Below are 16395 nucleotides of genomic sequence, written 5' to 3' on the forward strand. Positions count from 1 at the left end.
CACCCGTTCGCAACTGAACGGAGATTGCACTGTGAATACTACTCCACCTGAACCACTCGTCTACTCAATCAATGAGGCGTGCCGAGTCTCGACTTTAGGCCGCACCCGGCTTTACCAGCTTATTGGTGAAGGACGCTTGGAGGCCCGCAAGGTGGGCAAACGGACCCTCATACCAGCCGCTTCGCTGCGCGCTTTGATTATGGGCGAAGGCTAACCCATGAGCAGACGACGCAAACGCAACAGAGTCAACGCGACAGGCCGGAACCAGACAAGCCGCTTTGCACGGCTGGATTTCCGTCTGTTGCATAGCAATGCCTATCGCGGCCTGACACCCAATGCCCGCTCGCTGCTCGTGGAGCTGACTTCGCTTGAAAACGGCGAAAACAATGGGAGTCTCTATTTGAGCGTCCGTGATGGAGCACACCGAATGGGCGTAGCCGATCTGACAGCGGCAACCCGAGCATTTAATGAGCTGACCGAGCTGGGCTTTATCGAAATGACGCAGGACGCGTATTTCAGAGTCAAAGCGTCGGACCAATCGCGTGCGAGATGTTGGCGCTTAACATGGCTTGCAGGCCCCGGGCGCAAAGGCCCTTCCATGGAATTCCTGAAGCGAGAGCCGGAATCCAAAACCCAAGCTCGAAAGCGAATGGAGCGCGGGCTGCGGTCACTGAAAGCCTATCGTCAAGCGAAAGGGAGCGGTCATTTCCCGGTATTGGATGGCAATACGATGGAGCCAAAAGTAACAGATAGGCCAGCCGGAACGGTACTGGATACCAATACGCTGAACCCAGAGAATAGCAGAAATCTGCCAAACAGCCGCATTCCGGATTTCGCCACACATACGGCTGTTACCATGGGTAATGGATCACGAGGCTATGTAACTGGATGGTGGCAGCCGGATTGGACCTCCTCCATGATGGCCTTGGCGTATTCAGCTTCACTGGGTGCATCGCCTTTGCGCATCACCTGCGCGCAAGGAAGGGCGGCATGAGCAAACCTGCAAAGAACGCGAAGAAGAACAAACCTAGACCGTTGAGCGTCAAAGCCGAGAGAGACGAAACGAATGCGGTCACAATGGCCCGTTTGATGGTCGATCCATATTTTCGGCATGGAATTGTAGGAGCCGATCTGGCGAAAAAAGCCGTTGGTGATTTACCAGGTGAACCGCGATTTGATGATTTTGGCGATGTCCTGAAAACGAAAACGGCGAGGACCCGGCAAGGCGACTTAACATTGGCGAGCGAATTGCTGACCGCACAGGCTCTAACACTCGACGCCATGATGACTGAACTGCTGAGGCGCGCGACGATAAACCTTGGCGACTATCCGCTGGCAGCGGAACGTTACGCACGGCTTGCATTTAAAGCACAGTCAAACAGCCGCGCTGCACTGGAGTCATTGGCAAAGCTCCACCAACCACGTGAGCAAACTGTGCGGCATGTTCATGTCAATCAAGGCGGGCAGGCCGTCGTGGCTGACAATTTCCACCAACACACTGGGGGTGAAAAAAATGGAAAAAGCAGCAAACAACCCCATGCAACCGGAGCAGCCGGCGAAGGCGGCTCGCTGTCTAGCCCGGACACGCAAGGGAACGGAGTGCCAAGCTCCCGCGCTACGGGGGAAGAAAAGGTGCAGAATGCACGGCGGCAAGGGCGGCGGAGCACCGAAGGGAAATCGTAATGCTTGGAAGCATGGTGCGAGGTCCGCTGAGATGCGGCTGGCAATTAACCGACTACGTGCGCTTCAGGAGGCACTTGCCCACAACACTTAAACCCTTCAGTGTTGGCAAGCTTGTTCGTCAGGGTAGACGTTCCGACAATGGAATACTAACTCCCCGTCTCTCGGAGGTAACGGATGAATTTTCCTGATTTCGATCGAGTAATTTATACAGAGAATCCACTTGTCGAGGTTGTTTGCCAGATCCGCTTTCCGCGCATTCTAGCAATCGATGAGCAGTTGCCGGTGCGGTTCCAAGAAACGCTCGGTACCGATTATCCTTTCGTTGAGACAAAAAATGTGACGCAGTTTTCGGTTGGGCTGGGAGATCAAACCGCGCCGTCAGCGCAGACACATTACGTTTTCAAGTCCAAAGATGATCACGTCAGCATCACTCTATGCAGTGAATATGTTTCAGTACGAACCGAGGAATACGCTTGTTGGGAGCAATTTAAGCCGCATATTGTTACGGCTCTTGGAGCTCTTGAAACTTCTTATGCAGTAGCGAAGGTCGCCAGAATCGGCTTAAGGTATATCGACCTTATTTCGAGGGAAAAGCTGAAGCTTGAAGGCGTCAAATGGAATGAACTAATCCGCGCATCTGCACTTGGTCTTTTTGCAGAGTCCGACGTGCCAACGGGAAGCGTAACTGAATTGAGATCAGCTACGGTTTTGGGTTTGGACCAAGGCGGACAAGTTGCAATTCGTTCAGGAATAGCCAAGAATGATGAAATTAGCGGTGACTTGTTGTTTCTTTTTGATTGCGACTTTTTCGAAGTCGAGCCGGACAAAGGAATAAAAGATGCAATCGATGTATGCGACAGATTTAATCGACAAGCCGGACAGGCATTCCGTTGGATCATTCTCGACAGACTGCATGACGCGCTGGGTCCCACGACTCCAAAGTGACACAGGGGCTGCGGAAGGCTCTGGCTTGCTGGTAATCGACGGTCAAATAGTTCGTCATGGCGGCTGGTATGAGAAAGAAGACCCGCAGAGAATGTCACATTTCCCGACCTGGACTGTCGAGGAAACCGGAGCAACGGAGATCACCTGTCACATTCTCGCGACTAGCCAGAGGTCGGCTGAGATTAAACCTCATGATGATGGATGGGTTTTTGATGCGATGAAGGCAACTGACGAGGATGGTGTTGAATATCTCGATGCCGTCGTCGATGGACTGAATAACCAAATCGCGAAAGAATCTTTCAGATTCATTGATCGAGTTTTGGGCAACGCAGACCCAAGTACCATGAGTCGCCATATTCTACTTGCATTGGCTCGGGGCACCTACCCCGTTCGTTGGAAGCTGCCCCGGTGGCGCCCTTTTGTGCAAAAGACTGCAGAGGTGTTCCAAAGTCGTGGACTAGATTCTCCGAAGCTTTTGGCCGGGCTTATCGGGTAACATGCCATTGCTTCGAGGGCCGGATGAGCCGTTCGACAGTCTGGACCACGTAGGTGTTGGAGTGCAGGAATCACGAGGGGGCCAGCTCCATTGTGGGTTGGTCTACCAGAGGGGCCAAGAGCCCACCCACTTCTTGCACTTGAGATTCCATCATATGCTAACAGATGAGGTCGCCGCACCTCCGGTTAGATGGGCGGACATTAGTCTCGATGAGGATAATAAGCTGGTGTTCGCCGTATTCTTATCGAAGGTGGCAGGAGGCGACTCCGGCGTTCCTTATGCCTTCAATTTTGATGGCATCTGCTTTGATCGCAACACAGGAGAATTATCGAATGCGCCGCCGGGAACGGGGCTAACTTGCGCAACTTTTGTCGTAGCCGCCTTCCGTACATACGGATTTGAATGCATCGACTTCACATCGTGGCCTCAACGGGAAGATGATAAGGCATGGCAAGAATCCATATTGAGGCCGTTGCGTGGCCGTGCGAGCTCAGAGCACATTTCTCTTGTCGAAAAAAGCGTTGGCGCGAAAAGAGTTAGGCCAGATGAAATCGTCGGCGCCGCAGCTACTGCTCCTTGGCCAGTTCAATTCCAAGATGCCAGGGTCGCAGCCGACCAGATTAGGGCCGATCTTTCCGCCGCCTAGGCTAGTTCACAAAGGACAAGAGTCCACATGTTTGGCGTAGCAACCGCCACTGGAAACGCCCCCTTGTTTTCCATACTCTTTCCGTACGAGCAGAAAGTGCCTTCTCTAACCCATTGAAATAATGGCGCACCCGAGAGGATTCGAACCTCTGGCCTCTGCCTTCGGAGGGCAGCGCTCTATCCAGCTGAGCTACGGGTGCCGCGACGCCTCATGGCATCTGGGGCGCGCCTCTAGCAAGCTCCTCAGCGCCGCACCACCCAAAAACGCGTGCTAGCGCGTATTTGGCCGCGCGCGGTTAACCGATCGGCAACTCGCGCAAGCTAGTCCTGATGGTCTTATGTCAGCATTCTATCCCGACCAAGCCCGCGCCATGTGCCGCACCGCCGCCGCGCCCAAGCCACACGCTCAATTTGCGCAAGATTGGCAGCGTCTGCACGAACAGGCTGGCGAAGTGGCGGAGCTTGCCAGGCTGTCCCGCGAGAAGTTCGTGGGCGAGATTGCCGCATTCCCCGGTCACCTCTGTGATGCTGGTGAAGTAGCGCAAGAACTCGCCTGGCAGGGGACCGAGGACATTGATGCAATGCTGCAACCCGGGCTGACGGCTCTGCGCACGATCACCGCGCGCGGCCAAGATGCGTCCGTACCGGCGCTGGCGCTGTGGCGTGAATTTCATTGCGCTCGCGGCGCGATCCTGCGTCTGACCGGCGCAGATCGCGGCGCCGCTATCGGGCGCAATGCCGCCTGAAAATTGAGCCGAATATGATGCAAGAGGCTTGACCAAGTTCTTGCTATGTTCCAGTTTCGCTGAATGACCAGTGAGACCTCCACCATTATCGATTCGCGGCGCCCCGGTGGCGCGGCGGCCAGCCCGCCTCCTGTGACCGCCAAAGACGCGGCGCGCGGGATCATGCGGCTGTTTGCGCGCAATGGTATTTGGTGTCTGCCGGAAATGCCGCTCAAAAACGGGCAGCGCGCGGATTTGATGGGGGTCGATGCCAAGGGGCAGATTGTAATCGTCGAGATCAAGGTCGCGCGCAGTGATTTGCTCGGCGATAGCAAATGGCCCGATTACCTAGATTTTTGCGACCGCTTTTTCTGGGGCCTTGCCCCCGGATTGGATCGCAGCCCGCTGGACAATGAGGCCTATCAACCCGATGTCTGCGGCGTGATCGTTGCCGATGGATATGACGCTGAAATCCTGCGCCATGCTCCGTTACAGCCGCTCGCCCCTGCGCGCCGCAAAGCGCAGGTGGAACGCCTGGCCAGAGCGGCGATGCGGCGGCACACTGCGATACTCGATCCTGATTGCAGTGATCTGGCACTCGGCTAGCCCCGTAAGCAGCAGACCGGGCCGCATAAGCTGATAGGCAAAGCGGCTATTCTCGGTCATACTCGCGCCAATGGGCACGGTTTATGATTGAAGGCTACAGCATCCCGGTGACGATTGCGCTGGGCAGCGCGGCGGTGACGGTGATCATTGCCCTGCGCTATCTGCTGACCAGCGGTTTGTTTGACCTCATAACCCGCAAGGTGCGGCCTGGCCTTTATGATGGCCAAGGAAAGCAGATCGCGCGCGAGATACGCTGGTCGCTGCTGTCGGCTGGAATATTCGGCGTACCCGCCGCCGCTGCGATTTGGAGCTGGCGGCATCACGGCCTCACACTTCTCTACAGCGATGTGAGCGATTATCCGCTGTGGTATCTGCCGGTCTCGCTGATGCTGTACCTGCTGGCGCATGACACTTGGTTTTACTGGACCCACCGGCTGATGCACCGTCCGCGCTGGTTCAAGCTGGCGCACCGCATCCACCATGACAGCCGCCCACCGACCGCTTGGACCGCGATGAGCTTTCACCCGATTGAGGCGGTGAGCGGCGCGGTGATCATCCCGCTGCTGATGTTTGTGATCCCCATTCACGTCGTGACTTTGGGCATTGTCCTGACCGTGATGACGGTGATGGGGGTGACCAATCACATGGGTTGGGAGATATTTCCGCGCTGGGTTGTTCACTCTGCGTTGGGGAATTGGGTGATAACAGCCAGCCATCACGAGCGACATCATGAGGATTATCGATGCAATTTCGGGCTTTATTTCAGAATATGGGACAGAATTTGCAAAACCGATTCCGGATTGTCGCGCCGCATAGTCGAACAGGCCTGACGCGCGCCGGTATGAGCCGGATCATCGCCGCCGGCCTAATCGCAGGCACTGCGACAACCGGCATGGCCGCCCCGGCTCAGGCGAGCGAGGTGGAGATTTCGGTCACCAATATGCGCTCGACCAAGGGCGTGGTGCGGGCCTGCCTGACCAAGCAGAAACAGAGCTTTCCCAATTGCCGCAAAGACCCGAACGCCCTGCGCGTGGTCGTGCCCGCCACCAAGAATGCGAAGATCCGCTTCACTGGCGTTGCACCGGGCAGCTATGCGATCGCGCTGCTGCATGATGAGAATGACAATGGCAAAGCAGACCGAGCGCTTGGCATGATGCCCAAGGAAGGGTTCGGCTTTTCGCGCGACGCCAAGGTTCGCATGGGCCCGCCCAAATATAAGGACGCCGTGTTTGAGCATGGCACCGCCAAGCAGGCGATGACGATCAAGATGCGCTATATGCTGTGAGCCGGTGAGGCACGGAAAATTGGCTGGCTGACGCCAACGCGCCGGAAAAGCATTAGGGCGCGGCCCAATCTTAACCGCAGACTAGGTAAAACCCCGCGACGTCAATCCAGCAAAGCGGCGGCTATCCCGCGCGAAGATGTCAAATTTGATGACGGCACAACTTTCCCGCGCAACTTAACGACATGTTTACCATGCACCTTCAAAACGCTTCCAAGAACCGTTTAACAAGGGGCAAATACGGGCCATGGACAATCTTCGGGGCGCTTTCGATTCTACGGAACCAGCCGACGACAATCAGGATTGGGATACTGGTGAAGAGCAGGACGCACGCGACCTGCCGCCGGATTCGATCGGCCAGGATGAGCGCCGCATGCAAGTGCGCGCCTATAATCACTGGGCCAGCCTGCTGGGCGAGCGCAATTTCCCTGCGATTGATTCGCTAGAGCCGGAAAACCTGCCAGATTTCGGGCCCTATTCCGTCGTGCTAGATTTCTCGGGCGGCATTGATGATCCCGCTGTGCGTTTTCTGGGCGGCCTGCTCGCTGAAGAATGCGGCGCAGAAGGCCATATCTCGCAGCTTTCCGATGTTCCGCCGCGCTCTTTGCTGAGCCGGATCACCGATCACTACATGCAAATTCTCGCCAATCAGGCCCCGATTGGTTTTGAAGCAGAGTTTGTAAACCAGCGCGGCATTGCGATCCTGTATCGCGGCATCCTGCTGCCGTTTTCCAGCAATGATGACACCATCGATTTCATCTATGGCGTGATCAATTGGAAGGAAATGGCCGACCAAGTGACAGCCGATGAGCTGCTGCTTGAGATTGATCAGGCTCTGGAAAGCGAAGAAGAAATCGAAGCCGAAGCGGATGAACCGCAAAAGCACGCTGCCGACGCTCTGTCCGAATGGGCCGATTCTGCCTGCGACCGAAATGAGCGAAGCTGCAAACGCCGAAGCTGCAGAACCAGAAGTGCTGGAGCTGAATAAGACGGCTGAAGAGAAAAAGTCACCGCTCGACCTCGGTGAATTTGCCAGCATGGCCTCCATTGGCGGCGCGGTAGGTTCTACGAACGACTATGACGACGAAGACGAGGACTACGGCGAAGAGGACAGCGAAGACCTGCCCATGCCCGCCTTTGGCGAATACGGGCTCGACGAGCCGGAAGAAGAGGACGAGGAAGAAGATTCCTCAGCCGATTACAGCTTTGCCTCGCTGACCGATTACATCGAAGCGCCGACCAAAAAGGCGAAAGCGCTGGAAATGGATCCAGACGAGCTCGAAAGCGAAAACGCTGAGATGGGTTCGGGCGATTACAATCCAGCCGATTACGATCCGAGCGATTTCACTCCGGCAGAATACAATGCTGGCAATGATGATGCGGCGGATTACGCCGATGATCACGCAGAGCCAGAGCATGATGAGCCAGCAAATGACTTGCGTCCGCTCAATCCTGTTCCTGCGGCACCTGTTGTCAGCGAGCCTGAGCCTGTGGCTGAAGAGGCTATCGCTGAAGAACCAGAGATCGCAGCGCCTGAGCCAGTAGCCGAAACTGTGGCTGAAACGCCTGCTCCAGCGGCGGAAGAAACACCAGCCGCACCCGCAGTGCCGCAAACCACTTCGCTCGACGCAGTGGCCGATGCGATCAGCCTTGCCGACGAACTGCCAGAAGACGCAGGCCTTTACGATTGCCTCGCCTCAGCGCGCGAACTCGCTGAGACCGCAAACGCCTCAGAAGATCGCAGCCGCCAGGCACTGTATGCCGCTGTTGGCCGCGCCTATGACTTCTCGCTCGCCGCTAAGGATGCGCCAGAGGATTATGCTGACCTGATCGCGGAAAGCGGCCTAACCGTCCAAGAACGCGCGCCGATGACCCCGGTTGTGAAACTGGTGTTTGGCAGCGATTACGACAAAACGCGTCTCACCGAATATGCCACCGTCCTGACCCATGCGCACCGCGTTGGTCTGGAACGGGGCAGCCTCGCTGGCTTCCTGCGCGAAGCGGACGGCGGCCTCAAAGGCGTCGTCAGCACAGAGCGCCGTCTGCGCCGCGAAGAAGCGGGCAAGCCGGTTGAAGACGCTGGCAAGGTCCGCGCTGAGCTGGCCGACAAGCTGCGTGAGCTCGAAGCTCTCACCTTGGAAGCGCTGGGACATGAAGGGCCAGAATTTGGCCTGGTCATGGTCCGCCGCAATGAGCTCGGCGAAGTCGAGCTGCTGGGCGAGATCGAGCAAGACATTCCAATGATCGAGCGCGCTGCCCGCAAGCTGGTCGGCTAACACCGCCAGAGCGAACTTACAGCCTCGCGAATTTTTGACGCCTTCGGCCCTATACGCATAGGGTCGGAGGCGTTATCGCGCGCGCTCAATTCAATCGAGAGCCTCTTGGCACGATAGCGGCGCCAAAGGCCTTTTGGGGCATGCAATGAAGAGCAAGAAGGTGCGCGTTATGCTGTGGGTGCTTGCCGCGATCGTGGCGCTGGTTTTGGTGGGCGGGTTGGCGCTGCAATTTGCGATTTCGCGCAATGGCCCCGCCGTGCTGACCGTGGTTGACCGGTTGACCGGCGGCACAGACAATGTCGCGCTGCTAACCGAGGCCTCTTTCGGCGAGAGCGAGGCACAAAACCTGTTTGTTTGGGGCCCTGAAAATGCGGCCGAGGACGCAGCGAAGCGCCCGGTTCTATTGTTCGTTCACGGGGGCAGCTGGCGCTCCGGCGATCCAGCGGATTATGGCTTTATCGGCCGCGCCTTCGTCCCCAAGGGCTTTGTCGTCGTGCTGGCCGGATACCGCATGCACCCAGAGGCGGTCTATCCCGCCATGCTGGAAGACGCCGCTGGAGCAATCGCTTGGACCAAGGCGGAGATTGAGCAATTTGGCGGCGATCCAGAGCAAATCGTGGTCGCTGGCCATTCCGCCGGAGCGTACAATGTGATGATGGCGGCGCTGGAGGAGCAATGGCTCGGCGCGCGCGGGCTGGCCGCTAGCGACATCGCCGGTGTGGTCGGCTTGTCCGGCCCCTACGACTTCTATCCGTTCGACAGCGATTCGACGATCAATTCCTTCGGCCCCGCTGAAGACCCAAAAGCGACCCAGCCGGTCAATCATATCCGCGGGGATGCCCCGCCCATGCTGCTGATCCACGGGGAGGCGGACACGGTGGTCTATCCGCGTAACACCCGCGAGCTGGAGAAGCGGATTACGGCAGCCGGCGGCAGCGTGCAGACCAAATTCTACCCAGACATGGACCACACCGCCCCGCTGGTGTCGGTGGCCGCACCATGGCGAAATTCGCGCGATGTGGACGATACAATCGCGCAATTTGCGAAAGAAGTTGCCGCGCAGGCGAAGACTTCAGTTCCGGTTCAGGACGAATCGCGCTAGTCCTGCGGGCATGCGCGCGCTTTTGCACCCTTTCGCCCAGCCTTCCTCTCGCCTCGCGGCCGCAGCGTTTGCGCTGATTGCCAGTTTTGCGCTGGCGGTAGAGACCGCCTCTGCGCAATCGATCCTGCGCGATGCCGAGACCGAGGCCCTGCTGGCCGACATGGCAGCACCGCTGATTGAGGCTTCTGAGCTGGAGCCGGGCAATGTCGATATTGTCCTGATCAATGACCCTTCGATCAACGCCTTCGTCGCGGGCGGGCAGGTGGTCTACATCCATTCCGGCCTGATCGACGCGGCGGACACCGCCAACGAAGTGCAGGGCGTGATCGCGCACGAGCTCGGCCACATCACAGGCGGGCACATTGTGCGCTTTAACGAAGGCACCACCGCGGCGAGCAACATCTCCATCCTTTCACTGCTGATCGGCGTTGGCGCGGCTCTGGCCGGGGCCGGCGATGCCGCGATCGGTGCGATTATGGCGGGCCAGCGCGCAGCACTCGGCCGGTTCCTCGCGTTTAGCCGAGTGCAAGAAAGCGCCGCTGATGCCGCGGGCGCACGTTACCTCTCAGAAGCGGGCATTTCGGGCCGCGGCTCAATCGCATTCTTTGAAAAGCTGCAAGGTCAGGCGCGCCGTTATGGCTATGCCCGCGATGACGAAGCCGAATTCACCCGCACCCACCCGCTGTCCAGCAATCGCATCGCCCGCCTGCGCGAGGTCTACACGGTTGATCCCGCGTGGGACACACCCGACGACGCGGCGCTTCAAGCCCGGTTCGAGCGCGTGAAGGCCAAGCTTTATGGCTTTTTGCAAGATCCCAAGCGCACGCTGAACCGCTTCCCCGAGAGCGACACCAGCGTCGCGGCGCGCTATGCCCGCGCCTATGCCTATCACAAGGATGCGCAAATCGAACGCGCTTTGGCGGAGGCTGACGGCTTGCTCGCGATCAACGCAGACAACCCGTATTTCCTCGAAGTGAAGGGGCAAATCCTGCTCGAATCCGGCAAGCCGGAAGAGGCGCTGATCCCGCTGCGCCGCGCGACCGATATCACGCTCAACCAACCGCTGATCGCCTCCATGTTTGGCCACGCTCTCATCGCGACCGAGGATGAGGCGAACTTTGCCGAGGCAGAGCGCGTGCTGCGCGCCGCCGTATCGCGCGACCGGCTCAATCCCTTCGCCTGGTATCAACTGGGCGTGGTCTATGCCGCGCGTGGAGACATGCCGCGTGCGCGCCTCGCCAGCGCAGAGCAGCAGGTGATGACCCGCCGCTACCCTGAGGCCTTGCGCAGCGCGCAGGCCGCCGAGGCAGGATTGCCCGTAGGCACGCCCGATTGGATCAGAGCGCAGGACATTTCGCTACAAGCGCGCAGCGAACTGGAACGCCTGCGCGATAGCCGCTAAAGCGCGGCCAAGAGCGGTCATGCTTTTGCTGGCCGCGCAAACACTGGGAACAGCATTTTGATCAAGACACTCGCAACCGCGTTTCTGGCGCTCGTCTTTGGCTTTCTGGGCGCGGCGATCTGGTCCTACACCGGACTTGCCGACAATCGCACCCGGGCTTTCATGATGGAAAATCCCGAAATGCTGCCTGAAATGGTCGAGGCGCTGCGCAATAAAGAATCCGCCGAGCAATTGGCCGATGTCCGCGAAGAAGTGGTCACCCCCTTCCCCGGCGCGGTGATCGGCAATCCCAATGGCAGCAAGCTTCTGGTCGAATTCACTGATTACAATTGCCCTTATTGCGAGGCGAGCCTTGAGGATGTGAACCGTCTGGTCGCGGAAGACCCGGAATTGAAAGTCGTCGTGCGCGAATGGTCGATCTTTGACGGCAGCGAAGGCGCCGCGCGCATGGCGCTGGCCGCGGCAATGCAAGGCAAATACGTGGCTTTTCACGAGGCGATGTTCCGCCTTGGCCCGGCAACGCCTGAAACGGTTGAAGCGGCCGCTCGCGAAGCGGGACTGGACTGGGAAAAGGCGCAAGCAGACGCGGTTTCCGATCCGGTCAGCGTAGAGCTGGCCCGCAATCTTTCGCTTGCTCAGCAGCTTGGCTTTTCCGGCACGCCCGCTTGGGTGACCGGCAATCAAGTGATCGGCGGCGCGGTCGGCTATGACGGGCTGAAAGAAGCGCTGAGCGAGGCCGGCGCAGAAGCGCAATATACCTCTGGCGCCTAATGCTTAGGCAGGGTCAATTTCGGCGCTGGGCGCTGGCTGGCTTGGCTGCCTGTTTGCTAGGCACGCCGGGCTTGGCGCAGAATGAGGTCGCATCTTTCGAGCTGAAGCCTTCCGCAAAACTGACCGCACTCCAAGAATATCACGCGCTCGACCAAAGGCTGCAGGATGTTGGCTGGAAATTGGTGCGCGGCAATGCCGATTACTGCTCAAAAACTGTGCAGTCGATCGGTCTGCAATTGCAGGATATGGTCGCCTTTAAAAAGCCGAGCGAACCGCGCGCTGCCCTTGGCCTTACCGGCGATTTCGCAGTCCAGACGGCCGCTCGCGGATCGCCCGCCTCCAATGCAGGGGGCCTCAGCTTTGGCAGAGAAATCACGCGGCTGAACGCGCAAGAGATCAATCAGTGGCCCGCGGAAAATAGCTCCCATTGGCAGCGCCTGACCCGCGCGCATGACTATATTGATGCCGTGCTCGCCGAGGATGGAAAGATCGCGATCAGGCTGGCGGGCGGCGGCGATCTGTTGATCCCATCAGAAAAAGTCTGCGCCACCCGCTTTGAACTTGCAGGCGGCAGCAAGCGCGCGCTGGCAGAGGGGTCGCGCGTTGTCATAGGCTCGAAATTTGTCGGCTTTGCTTATGCGGAGGAGGAATTCGCCGCCGCGGTTGCGCATGAGCTGGCGCACAATCTGCTGGGCCACCGGGCATGGCTCGATGCCAATGGCCGGGGGCGCAAGAATGTGCGCCTGACAGAGCGCGAGGCCGACCGGCTAATGCCGTGGCTGCTCGCCAATGCAGGCTATGAGCCGAGCGCGGCACATCGGTTTATGCTGCGATGGGGGCCAAAGCACGATGGCGGGCTGTTTCGCGGGCGCACACATGACGGCTGGGACGAGCGCGCCGAGTTCATTCAGACAGAGGTCGAATTGATTGAAGCCTTGCAACAATCACCCACAATTGAAGGCGCCGATTGGCGAACAGGCTTCCGCCGCGAAATTGATCCCGGCTCTGCGCCTAAGAAATAGGCAGTGTGCGGAATCCTGCAATTCGCAGCTCACGGTGTGCCCAATTTTCAGGCAGCACCCACATCAAGGCCACCCGCAAAGCGACTAACTGACTAACCTTTAGGCAGGCCAAACCGCTCAATTCTCTGCGCAATCGGCGGTTTTCCGGGGCAGAAAGTGCGGCCAACGCGATCACCCGCAAGCAAAACTAGCTGCCATCCATCGCACAATTCGTCTACAAGGGTCGGCCATGGCAATGCTACCTATTCAGCCTACGCCGTTCTTTGCCAGCAAGAACAGAGCGTTTTGGACTCTCCAGCTCTCCGGCTGGGGTGGGTATTTTCTGCTGAGAACCGTTGTCGCGGTGGCCAATGATCAGCCGCTCGATCTGGTGGTCTTGCTGCTGCTGACGACCATTACTGGCTTTTCCATTACGCTGGTGCTGTCGGTGATTTATCGCCAGCCGATTGGGCGCCAGCCCATCGTCACCTGGGGAACAACGGCTGTCGCGGTGTTCGTGGCGGTTATGATCCACGCCTCGATCGATGCCTGGGTGCAAAACCTCTATATCGGCGGCGCGAGCGAGACGAGCTTCGCACAGCGCCTGATCGGCAGTTCCTTCATCCCACTGACCCTGCTGGGCGGGTGGAGCGCGCTGTATTACGCGATCAGCTACTTCCTCACCGTTGAAGAACAGGCCGACCGGCTAGAGCGGCTCGAGGCGCAAGCGACCAGCGCTCAGCTGGCGATGCTGCGTTATCAGCTAAATCCGCATTTCCTGTTCAACACATTGAATTCAATCAGCACTTTGGTGCTGCTGAAACAGACCGAGCCCGCCAATGCGATGCTCACCCGCCTCTCCAGCTTCCTGCGCCACACTCTGGTCAGCGAACCCGGCAGTCAGGTGACCCTGGCGCAAGAGGTCGAAACGCTGCAACTCTATCTCGATATTGAACGGATGCGGTTTGAAGAGCGGCTGCGCACCAAATTCGCCATCGAAGACGACGCAATGGATGCGCGCCTGCCCTCCATGCTGCTTCAACCCTTGGTCGAAAATGCGGTGAAATACGCCGTGTCTGCGCAGGAAGAAGGCGCGCAGATCACTCTGTCCGCCCGGATCATGGCCGGGCGCTTGCGCATCATGGTGGAAGACACTGGCCCCGGCACCGATGCCCCGGTTCGGCACGAGCTGCTCGATTATGAGCAAGACAAAGCGAACCAGCCAGTCTCCACCGGCGTGGGGCTGGCCAATATTCGCAACCGCCTGATGCAGGCTTACGGCCCGGATCATAAGTTTGAGACCCACTCTGATCCCGGCGGCGGCTTTGCCGTAACGATTGAAATCCCCTTCCAGATGGAAGACGAATTTGCACTTGGCCCTGATGCTCAAGGCGCAAGCGCAACCGGCTCCGACCCCGCGGATGCCAATTCTGCCGCCCCCGGCACCAACCCCCAGCCAGCGTCGGTGATTACCCTTAATCCCAGACGCGCCATTGGACCTGCTGCATGACCATACGCACAATCCTAGTCGACGATGAGAAACTGGCCATTCAAGGCCTGCAACTGAGGCTCGAGCCGTTTGACGATGTCGAAATTATCGACACCTGCTCAAACGGCCGCGAAGCCATTCGCAAAATCAAGACGCAAAAGCCCGATCTGGTGTTTCTCGACATCCAAATGCCCGGCTTCGACGGATTTTCTGTCGTCAAAGGCGTGATGGAAATCGAACCGCCCCTTTTCGTGTTCGTCACCGCCTTTGAAGAACACGCGATCCGCGCGTTTGAGACCAATGCGGTGAATTACCTGATGAAGCCGGTCGACGAGGATAAGCTCGCCGATACGCTGGAGCGGGTGCGCCAACGCATTACAGAGAAGAAATCGGCGGAAGAGGCCGAGAAGCTGAAAGACGTTCTGGCCGAAGTCGCCCCCGACAAAGCCGATGAGTTCTGCGAAGCCGCAGCGGAGACCGCTGAACGCTTTGAGAAACTGATCAATGTGAAAGATCGCGGACAGATCTTCCGCGTGGAGGTCGAGTCGATCGAACACATCGAGGCGGCTGGCGATTACATGTGCATCTACACCGGCGACAATTCGCTGATCCTGCGCGAGACGATGAAGGATCTGGAGCGCCGTCTTGACCCGCGCAAGTTCCAGCGTGTGCACCGCTCCACCATCGTCAATTTGGATCAGGTCCGCCAAGTGAAGCCGCATACCAATGGCGAATGCTTCCTGGTGCTGGATTCGGGTGCTGAGGTGAAGGTGAGCCGCAGCTACCGCGATGTCGTCGCGCGGTTTGTGCATTAATTTTTGTGTCCGCCCATCCGGGCGAACTCCTCGCTGCAGTCTCTCCGCTTCGCTACGGTGCACCTGCGGGCGGCCAGTCGGTCTTGCGAACCCAATCGGGTTCGAACCGGCGCGAGCTAGCTAGCTTGAGGGCGGAGCTCGGCGCGCCGCACCGCAAGGGCAGGTTTTAAGGCCCTTTTTTGCAAAACCGCTCGTACTGAGCTTGTCGAAGCACTGCTTTTCCTCTTAGCTTCGTGCATAAGTTGAAAAACTGCCCTCCGACAGGCTCAGGGCGAACGGAGATACCTAATGACGTTCACCATCCCTGGCTTCGATCTCGACCAATTCGTCCGCAGCACGCTGGCAGAGGACTTGGGCGAAGGACTGATCGGCGGTGGGCGCGACGTCACCTCGGAAAGCGTGATCCCCGCTGATGCCCGCTTTGCCGGCGTAATGGACAGCCGCGATGCGATCGTTGTCGCCGGCCTGCCCATTGCCGAGGCGTTTTTCCGCGCGCTGGAGCCAGAGATCGAGATCGAACTGCTCGTGCAAGATGGAGATGCGGTGGAGCCGGGCACCGACCTCATGCGGCTTGCCGGCAATGCGCGCGGCCTCCTCACCGCAGAGCGCAGCGCGCTCAACACGGTCCAGCATCTCTCCGGCATTGCCACCATGGCGCGCGAATATGTGACCGCGATGGATAACCCCGATTGCACCCTGCTCGACACGCGCAAGACCATTCCAGGCATGCGCCATCTGGAGAAATACGCCACCCGCATGGGCGGGGCGAGCAATCACCGCATGGGTCTGTGGGATGCCGCGATGATCAAGGACAACCATGTCGCCGTCGCGGGCTCTGTCGGAGAAGCGGTGCGCCGGGCATGGGAAGCAGGCGTGGAACACATCATTTGCGAGGTCGACCGGCTCGACCAGATTGGCCCGGCCCTACAAGCGGGCGCGCATCACCTGCTGCTCGACAACATGCCGCCAGAGACCCTGCGCGAGGCGGTAGCGATGGTCGATGGCCGCGTGCCGTGCGAGGCATCGGGCGGGATCAATCTCGACACGATCAAGGCGAAGGCAGCCACTGGTGTGCAATTCGTCTCGGTCGGGCGCCTGACACAAAGCGCTCCTGCGGCGGATATTGGTCTCGATTTCAAGCCGGTTTAAGGCAGGGT

The 16395-nt window shown here is 58.7% G+C and carries 18 protein-coding genes, 1 tRNA gene and 2 pseudogenes; 20 read left to right on the top strand and 1 reads right to left on the bottom strand.

What is annotated here, in order from left to right:
- Positions 1 to 31 precede the first annotated feature (31 nt).
- The 7 genes and pseudogenes from AC0V6M_RS04800 (at position 32) to AC0V6M_RS04830 (ending at position 3770) form a co-directional block, all read left to right on the top strand.
- A complete protein-coding gene (locus AC0V6M_RS04800; protein WP_486137722.1) occupies positions 32 to 214 on the top strand; it encodes a helix-turn-helix domain-containing protein in 183 nt (60 codons plus the stop codon).
- A gap of 3 nt (positions 215 to 217) precedes the next feature.
- On the top strand, positions 218 to 994 hold the full coding sequence (locus AC0V6M_RS04805; protein WP_486137723.1) for a hypothetical protein: 777 nt from the start codon (positions 218 to 220) through the stop codon (positions 992 to 994).
- Positions 991 to 1683 (top strand): hypothetical protein, encoded by a 693-nt coding sequence (locus AC0V6M_RS04810; RefSeq protein WP_486137724.1) that lies wholly within the window; start codon positions 991 to 993, stop codon positions 1681 to 1683. The genes AC0V6M_RS04805 and AC0V6M_RS04810 overlap by 4 nt, the downstream gene beginning before the upstream one ends.
- Positions 1616 to 1774, top strand: a pseudogene (locus tag AC0V6M_RS04815) (hypothetical protein); the annotation flags it as partial. The gene AC0V6M_RS04810 and the pseudogene AC0V6M_RS04815, both read left to right, overlap by 68 nt.
- Positions 1775 to 1857: 83 nt before the next feature.
- Entirely contained in the window at positions 1858 to 2628 is a 771-nt protein-coding gene (locus AC0V6M_RS04820) for a TIGR04255 family protein (RefSeq protein ID WP_486137725.1), read from the top strand.
- Between the two features lie 25 nt (positions 2629 to 2653).
- Complete coding sequence (locus AC0V6M_RS04825; protein WP_486137726.1) at positions 2654 to 3124, top strand: hypothetical protein; 471 nt, start codon at positions 2654 to 2656, stop codon at positions 3122 to 3124.
- Positions 3125 to 3278: 154 nt separating this feature from the next.
- Entirely contained in the window at positions 3279 to 3770 is a 492-nt protein-coding gene (locus tag AC0V6M_RS04830; protein WP_486137727.1) for a hypothetical protein, read from the top strand.
- A 122-nt stretch (positions 3771 to 3892) separates the two neighbouring features.
- Here AC0V6M_RS04830 and AC0V6M_RS04835 read toward each other — a convergent pair.
- A tRNA-Arg gene (locus tag AC0V6M_RS04835) sits at positions 3893 to 3969 on the bottom strand.
- A 138-nt stretch (positions 3970 to 4107) separates the two neighbouring features.
- Between AC0V6M_RS04835 and AC0V6M_RS04840 the strand changes: the two genes are divergently transcribed.
- The 13 genes and pseudogenes from AC0V6M_RS04840 to nadC all read left to right on the top strand — a co-directional run bounded on the left by AC0V6M_RS04840 (position 4108) and on the right by nadC (position 16387).
- Positions 4108 to 4515: a hypothetical protein gene (locus AC0V6M_RS04840; RefSeq protein WP_486137728.1), complete on the top strand. Its 408-nt coding sequence runs from the start codon at positions 4108 to 4110 to the stop codon at positions 4513 to 4515.
- 63 nt (positions 4516 to 4578) lie between these two features.
- A complete protein-coding gene (locus AC0V6M_RS04845) occupies positions 4579 to 5100 on the top strand; it encodes an MmcB family DNA repair protein (protein WP_486137729.1) in 522 nt (173 codons plus the stop codon).
- Between the two features lie 83 nt (positions 5101 to 5183).
- Complete coding sequence (locus AC0V6M_RS04850) at positions 5184 to 5930, top strand: sterol desaturase family protein (RefSeq protein WP_486137730.1); 747 nt, start codon at positions 5184 to 5186, stop codon at positions 5928 to 5930.
- Between the two features lie 11 nt (positions 5931 to 5941).
- Positions 5942 to 6385, top strand: a complete 444-nt coding sequence (locus AC0V6M_RS04855) for a DUF2141 domain-containing protein (RefSeq protein WP_486137731.1) — start codon at positions 5942 to 5944, stop codon at positions 6383 to 6385.
- Positions 6386 to 6629: 244 nt separating this feature from the next.
- Positions 6630 to 7226, top strand: a pseudogene (locus AC0V6M_RS04860) (PAS domain-containing protein); the annotation flags it as partial.
- A gap of 88 nt (positions 7227 to 7314) precedes the next feature.
- Complete coding sequence (locus AC0V6M_RS04865) at positions 7315 to 8658, top strand: hypothetical protein (protein WP_486137732.1); 1344 nt, start codon at positions 7315 to 7317, stop codon at positions 8656 to 8658.
- 145 nt (positions 8659 to 8803) lie between these two features.
- Complete coding sequence (locus tag AC0V6M_RS04870; protein ID WP_486137733.1) at positions 8804 to 9760, top strand: alpha/beta hydrolase; 957 nt, start codon at positions 8804 to 8806, stop codon at positions 9758 to 9760.
- 10 nt (positions 9761 to 9770) lie between these two features.
- Positions 9771 to 11162 (top strand): M48 family metalloprotease, encoded by a 1392-nt coding sequence (locus AC0V6M_RS04875; protein WP_486137734.1) that lies wholly within the window; start codon positions 9771 to 9773, stop codon positions 11160 to 11162.
- Positions 11163 to 11219: 57 nt separating this feature from the next.
- Positions 11220 to 11933: a DsbA family protein gene (locus tag AC0V6M_RS04880; RefSeq protein ID WP_486137735.1), complete on the top strand. Its 714-nt coding sequence runs from the start codon at positions 11220 to 11222 to the stop codon at positions 11931 to 11933.
- 71 nt (positions 11934 to 12004) lie between these two features.
- Positions 12005 to 12955, top strand: coding sequence for a M48 family metalloprotease (locus AC0V6M_RS04885; RefSeq protein WP_486137736.1), 951 nt, complete (start codon positions 12005 to 12007; stop codon positions 12953 to 12955).
- 229 nt (positions 12956 to 13184) lie between these two features.
- The gene (locus AC0V6M_RS04890; RefSeq protein ID WP_486137737.1) at positions 13185 to 14444 is read left to right on the top strand and encodes a sensor histidine kinase; all 1260 of its coding nucleotides are present in this window, start codon (positions 13185 to 13187) and stop codon (positions 14442 to 14444) included.
- A complete protein-coding gene (locus tag AC0V6M_RS04895) occupies positions 14441 to 15238 on the top strand; it encodes a LytR/AlgR family response regulator transcription factor (RefSeq protein WP_486137738.1) in 798 nt (265 codons plus the stop codon). Before AC0V6M_RS04890 ends, AC0V6M_RS04895 begins: the two co-directional genes overlap by 4 nt.
- A gap of 288 nt (positions 15239 to 15526) precedes the next feature.
- A complete protein-coding gene (gene nadC / locus AC0V6M_RS04900; protein WP_486137739.1) occupies positions 15527 to 16387 on the top strand; it encodes a carboxylating nicotinate-nucleotide diphosphorylase in 861 nt (286 codons plus the stop codon).
- The last annotated feature ends 8 nt before the right edge of the window (positions 16388 to 16395 follow it).

Source organism: Erythrobacter sp. JB3-1 (assembly GCF_057364995.1).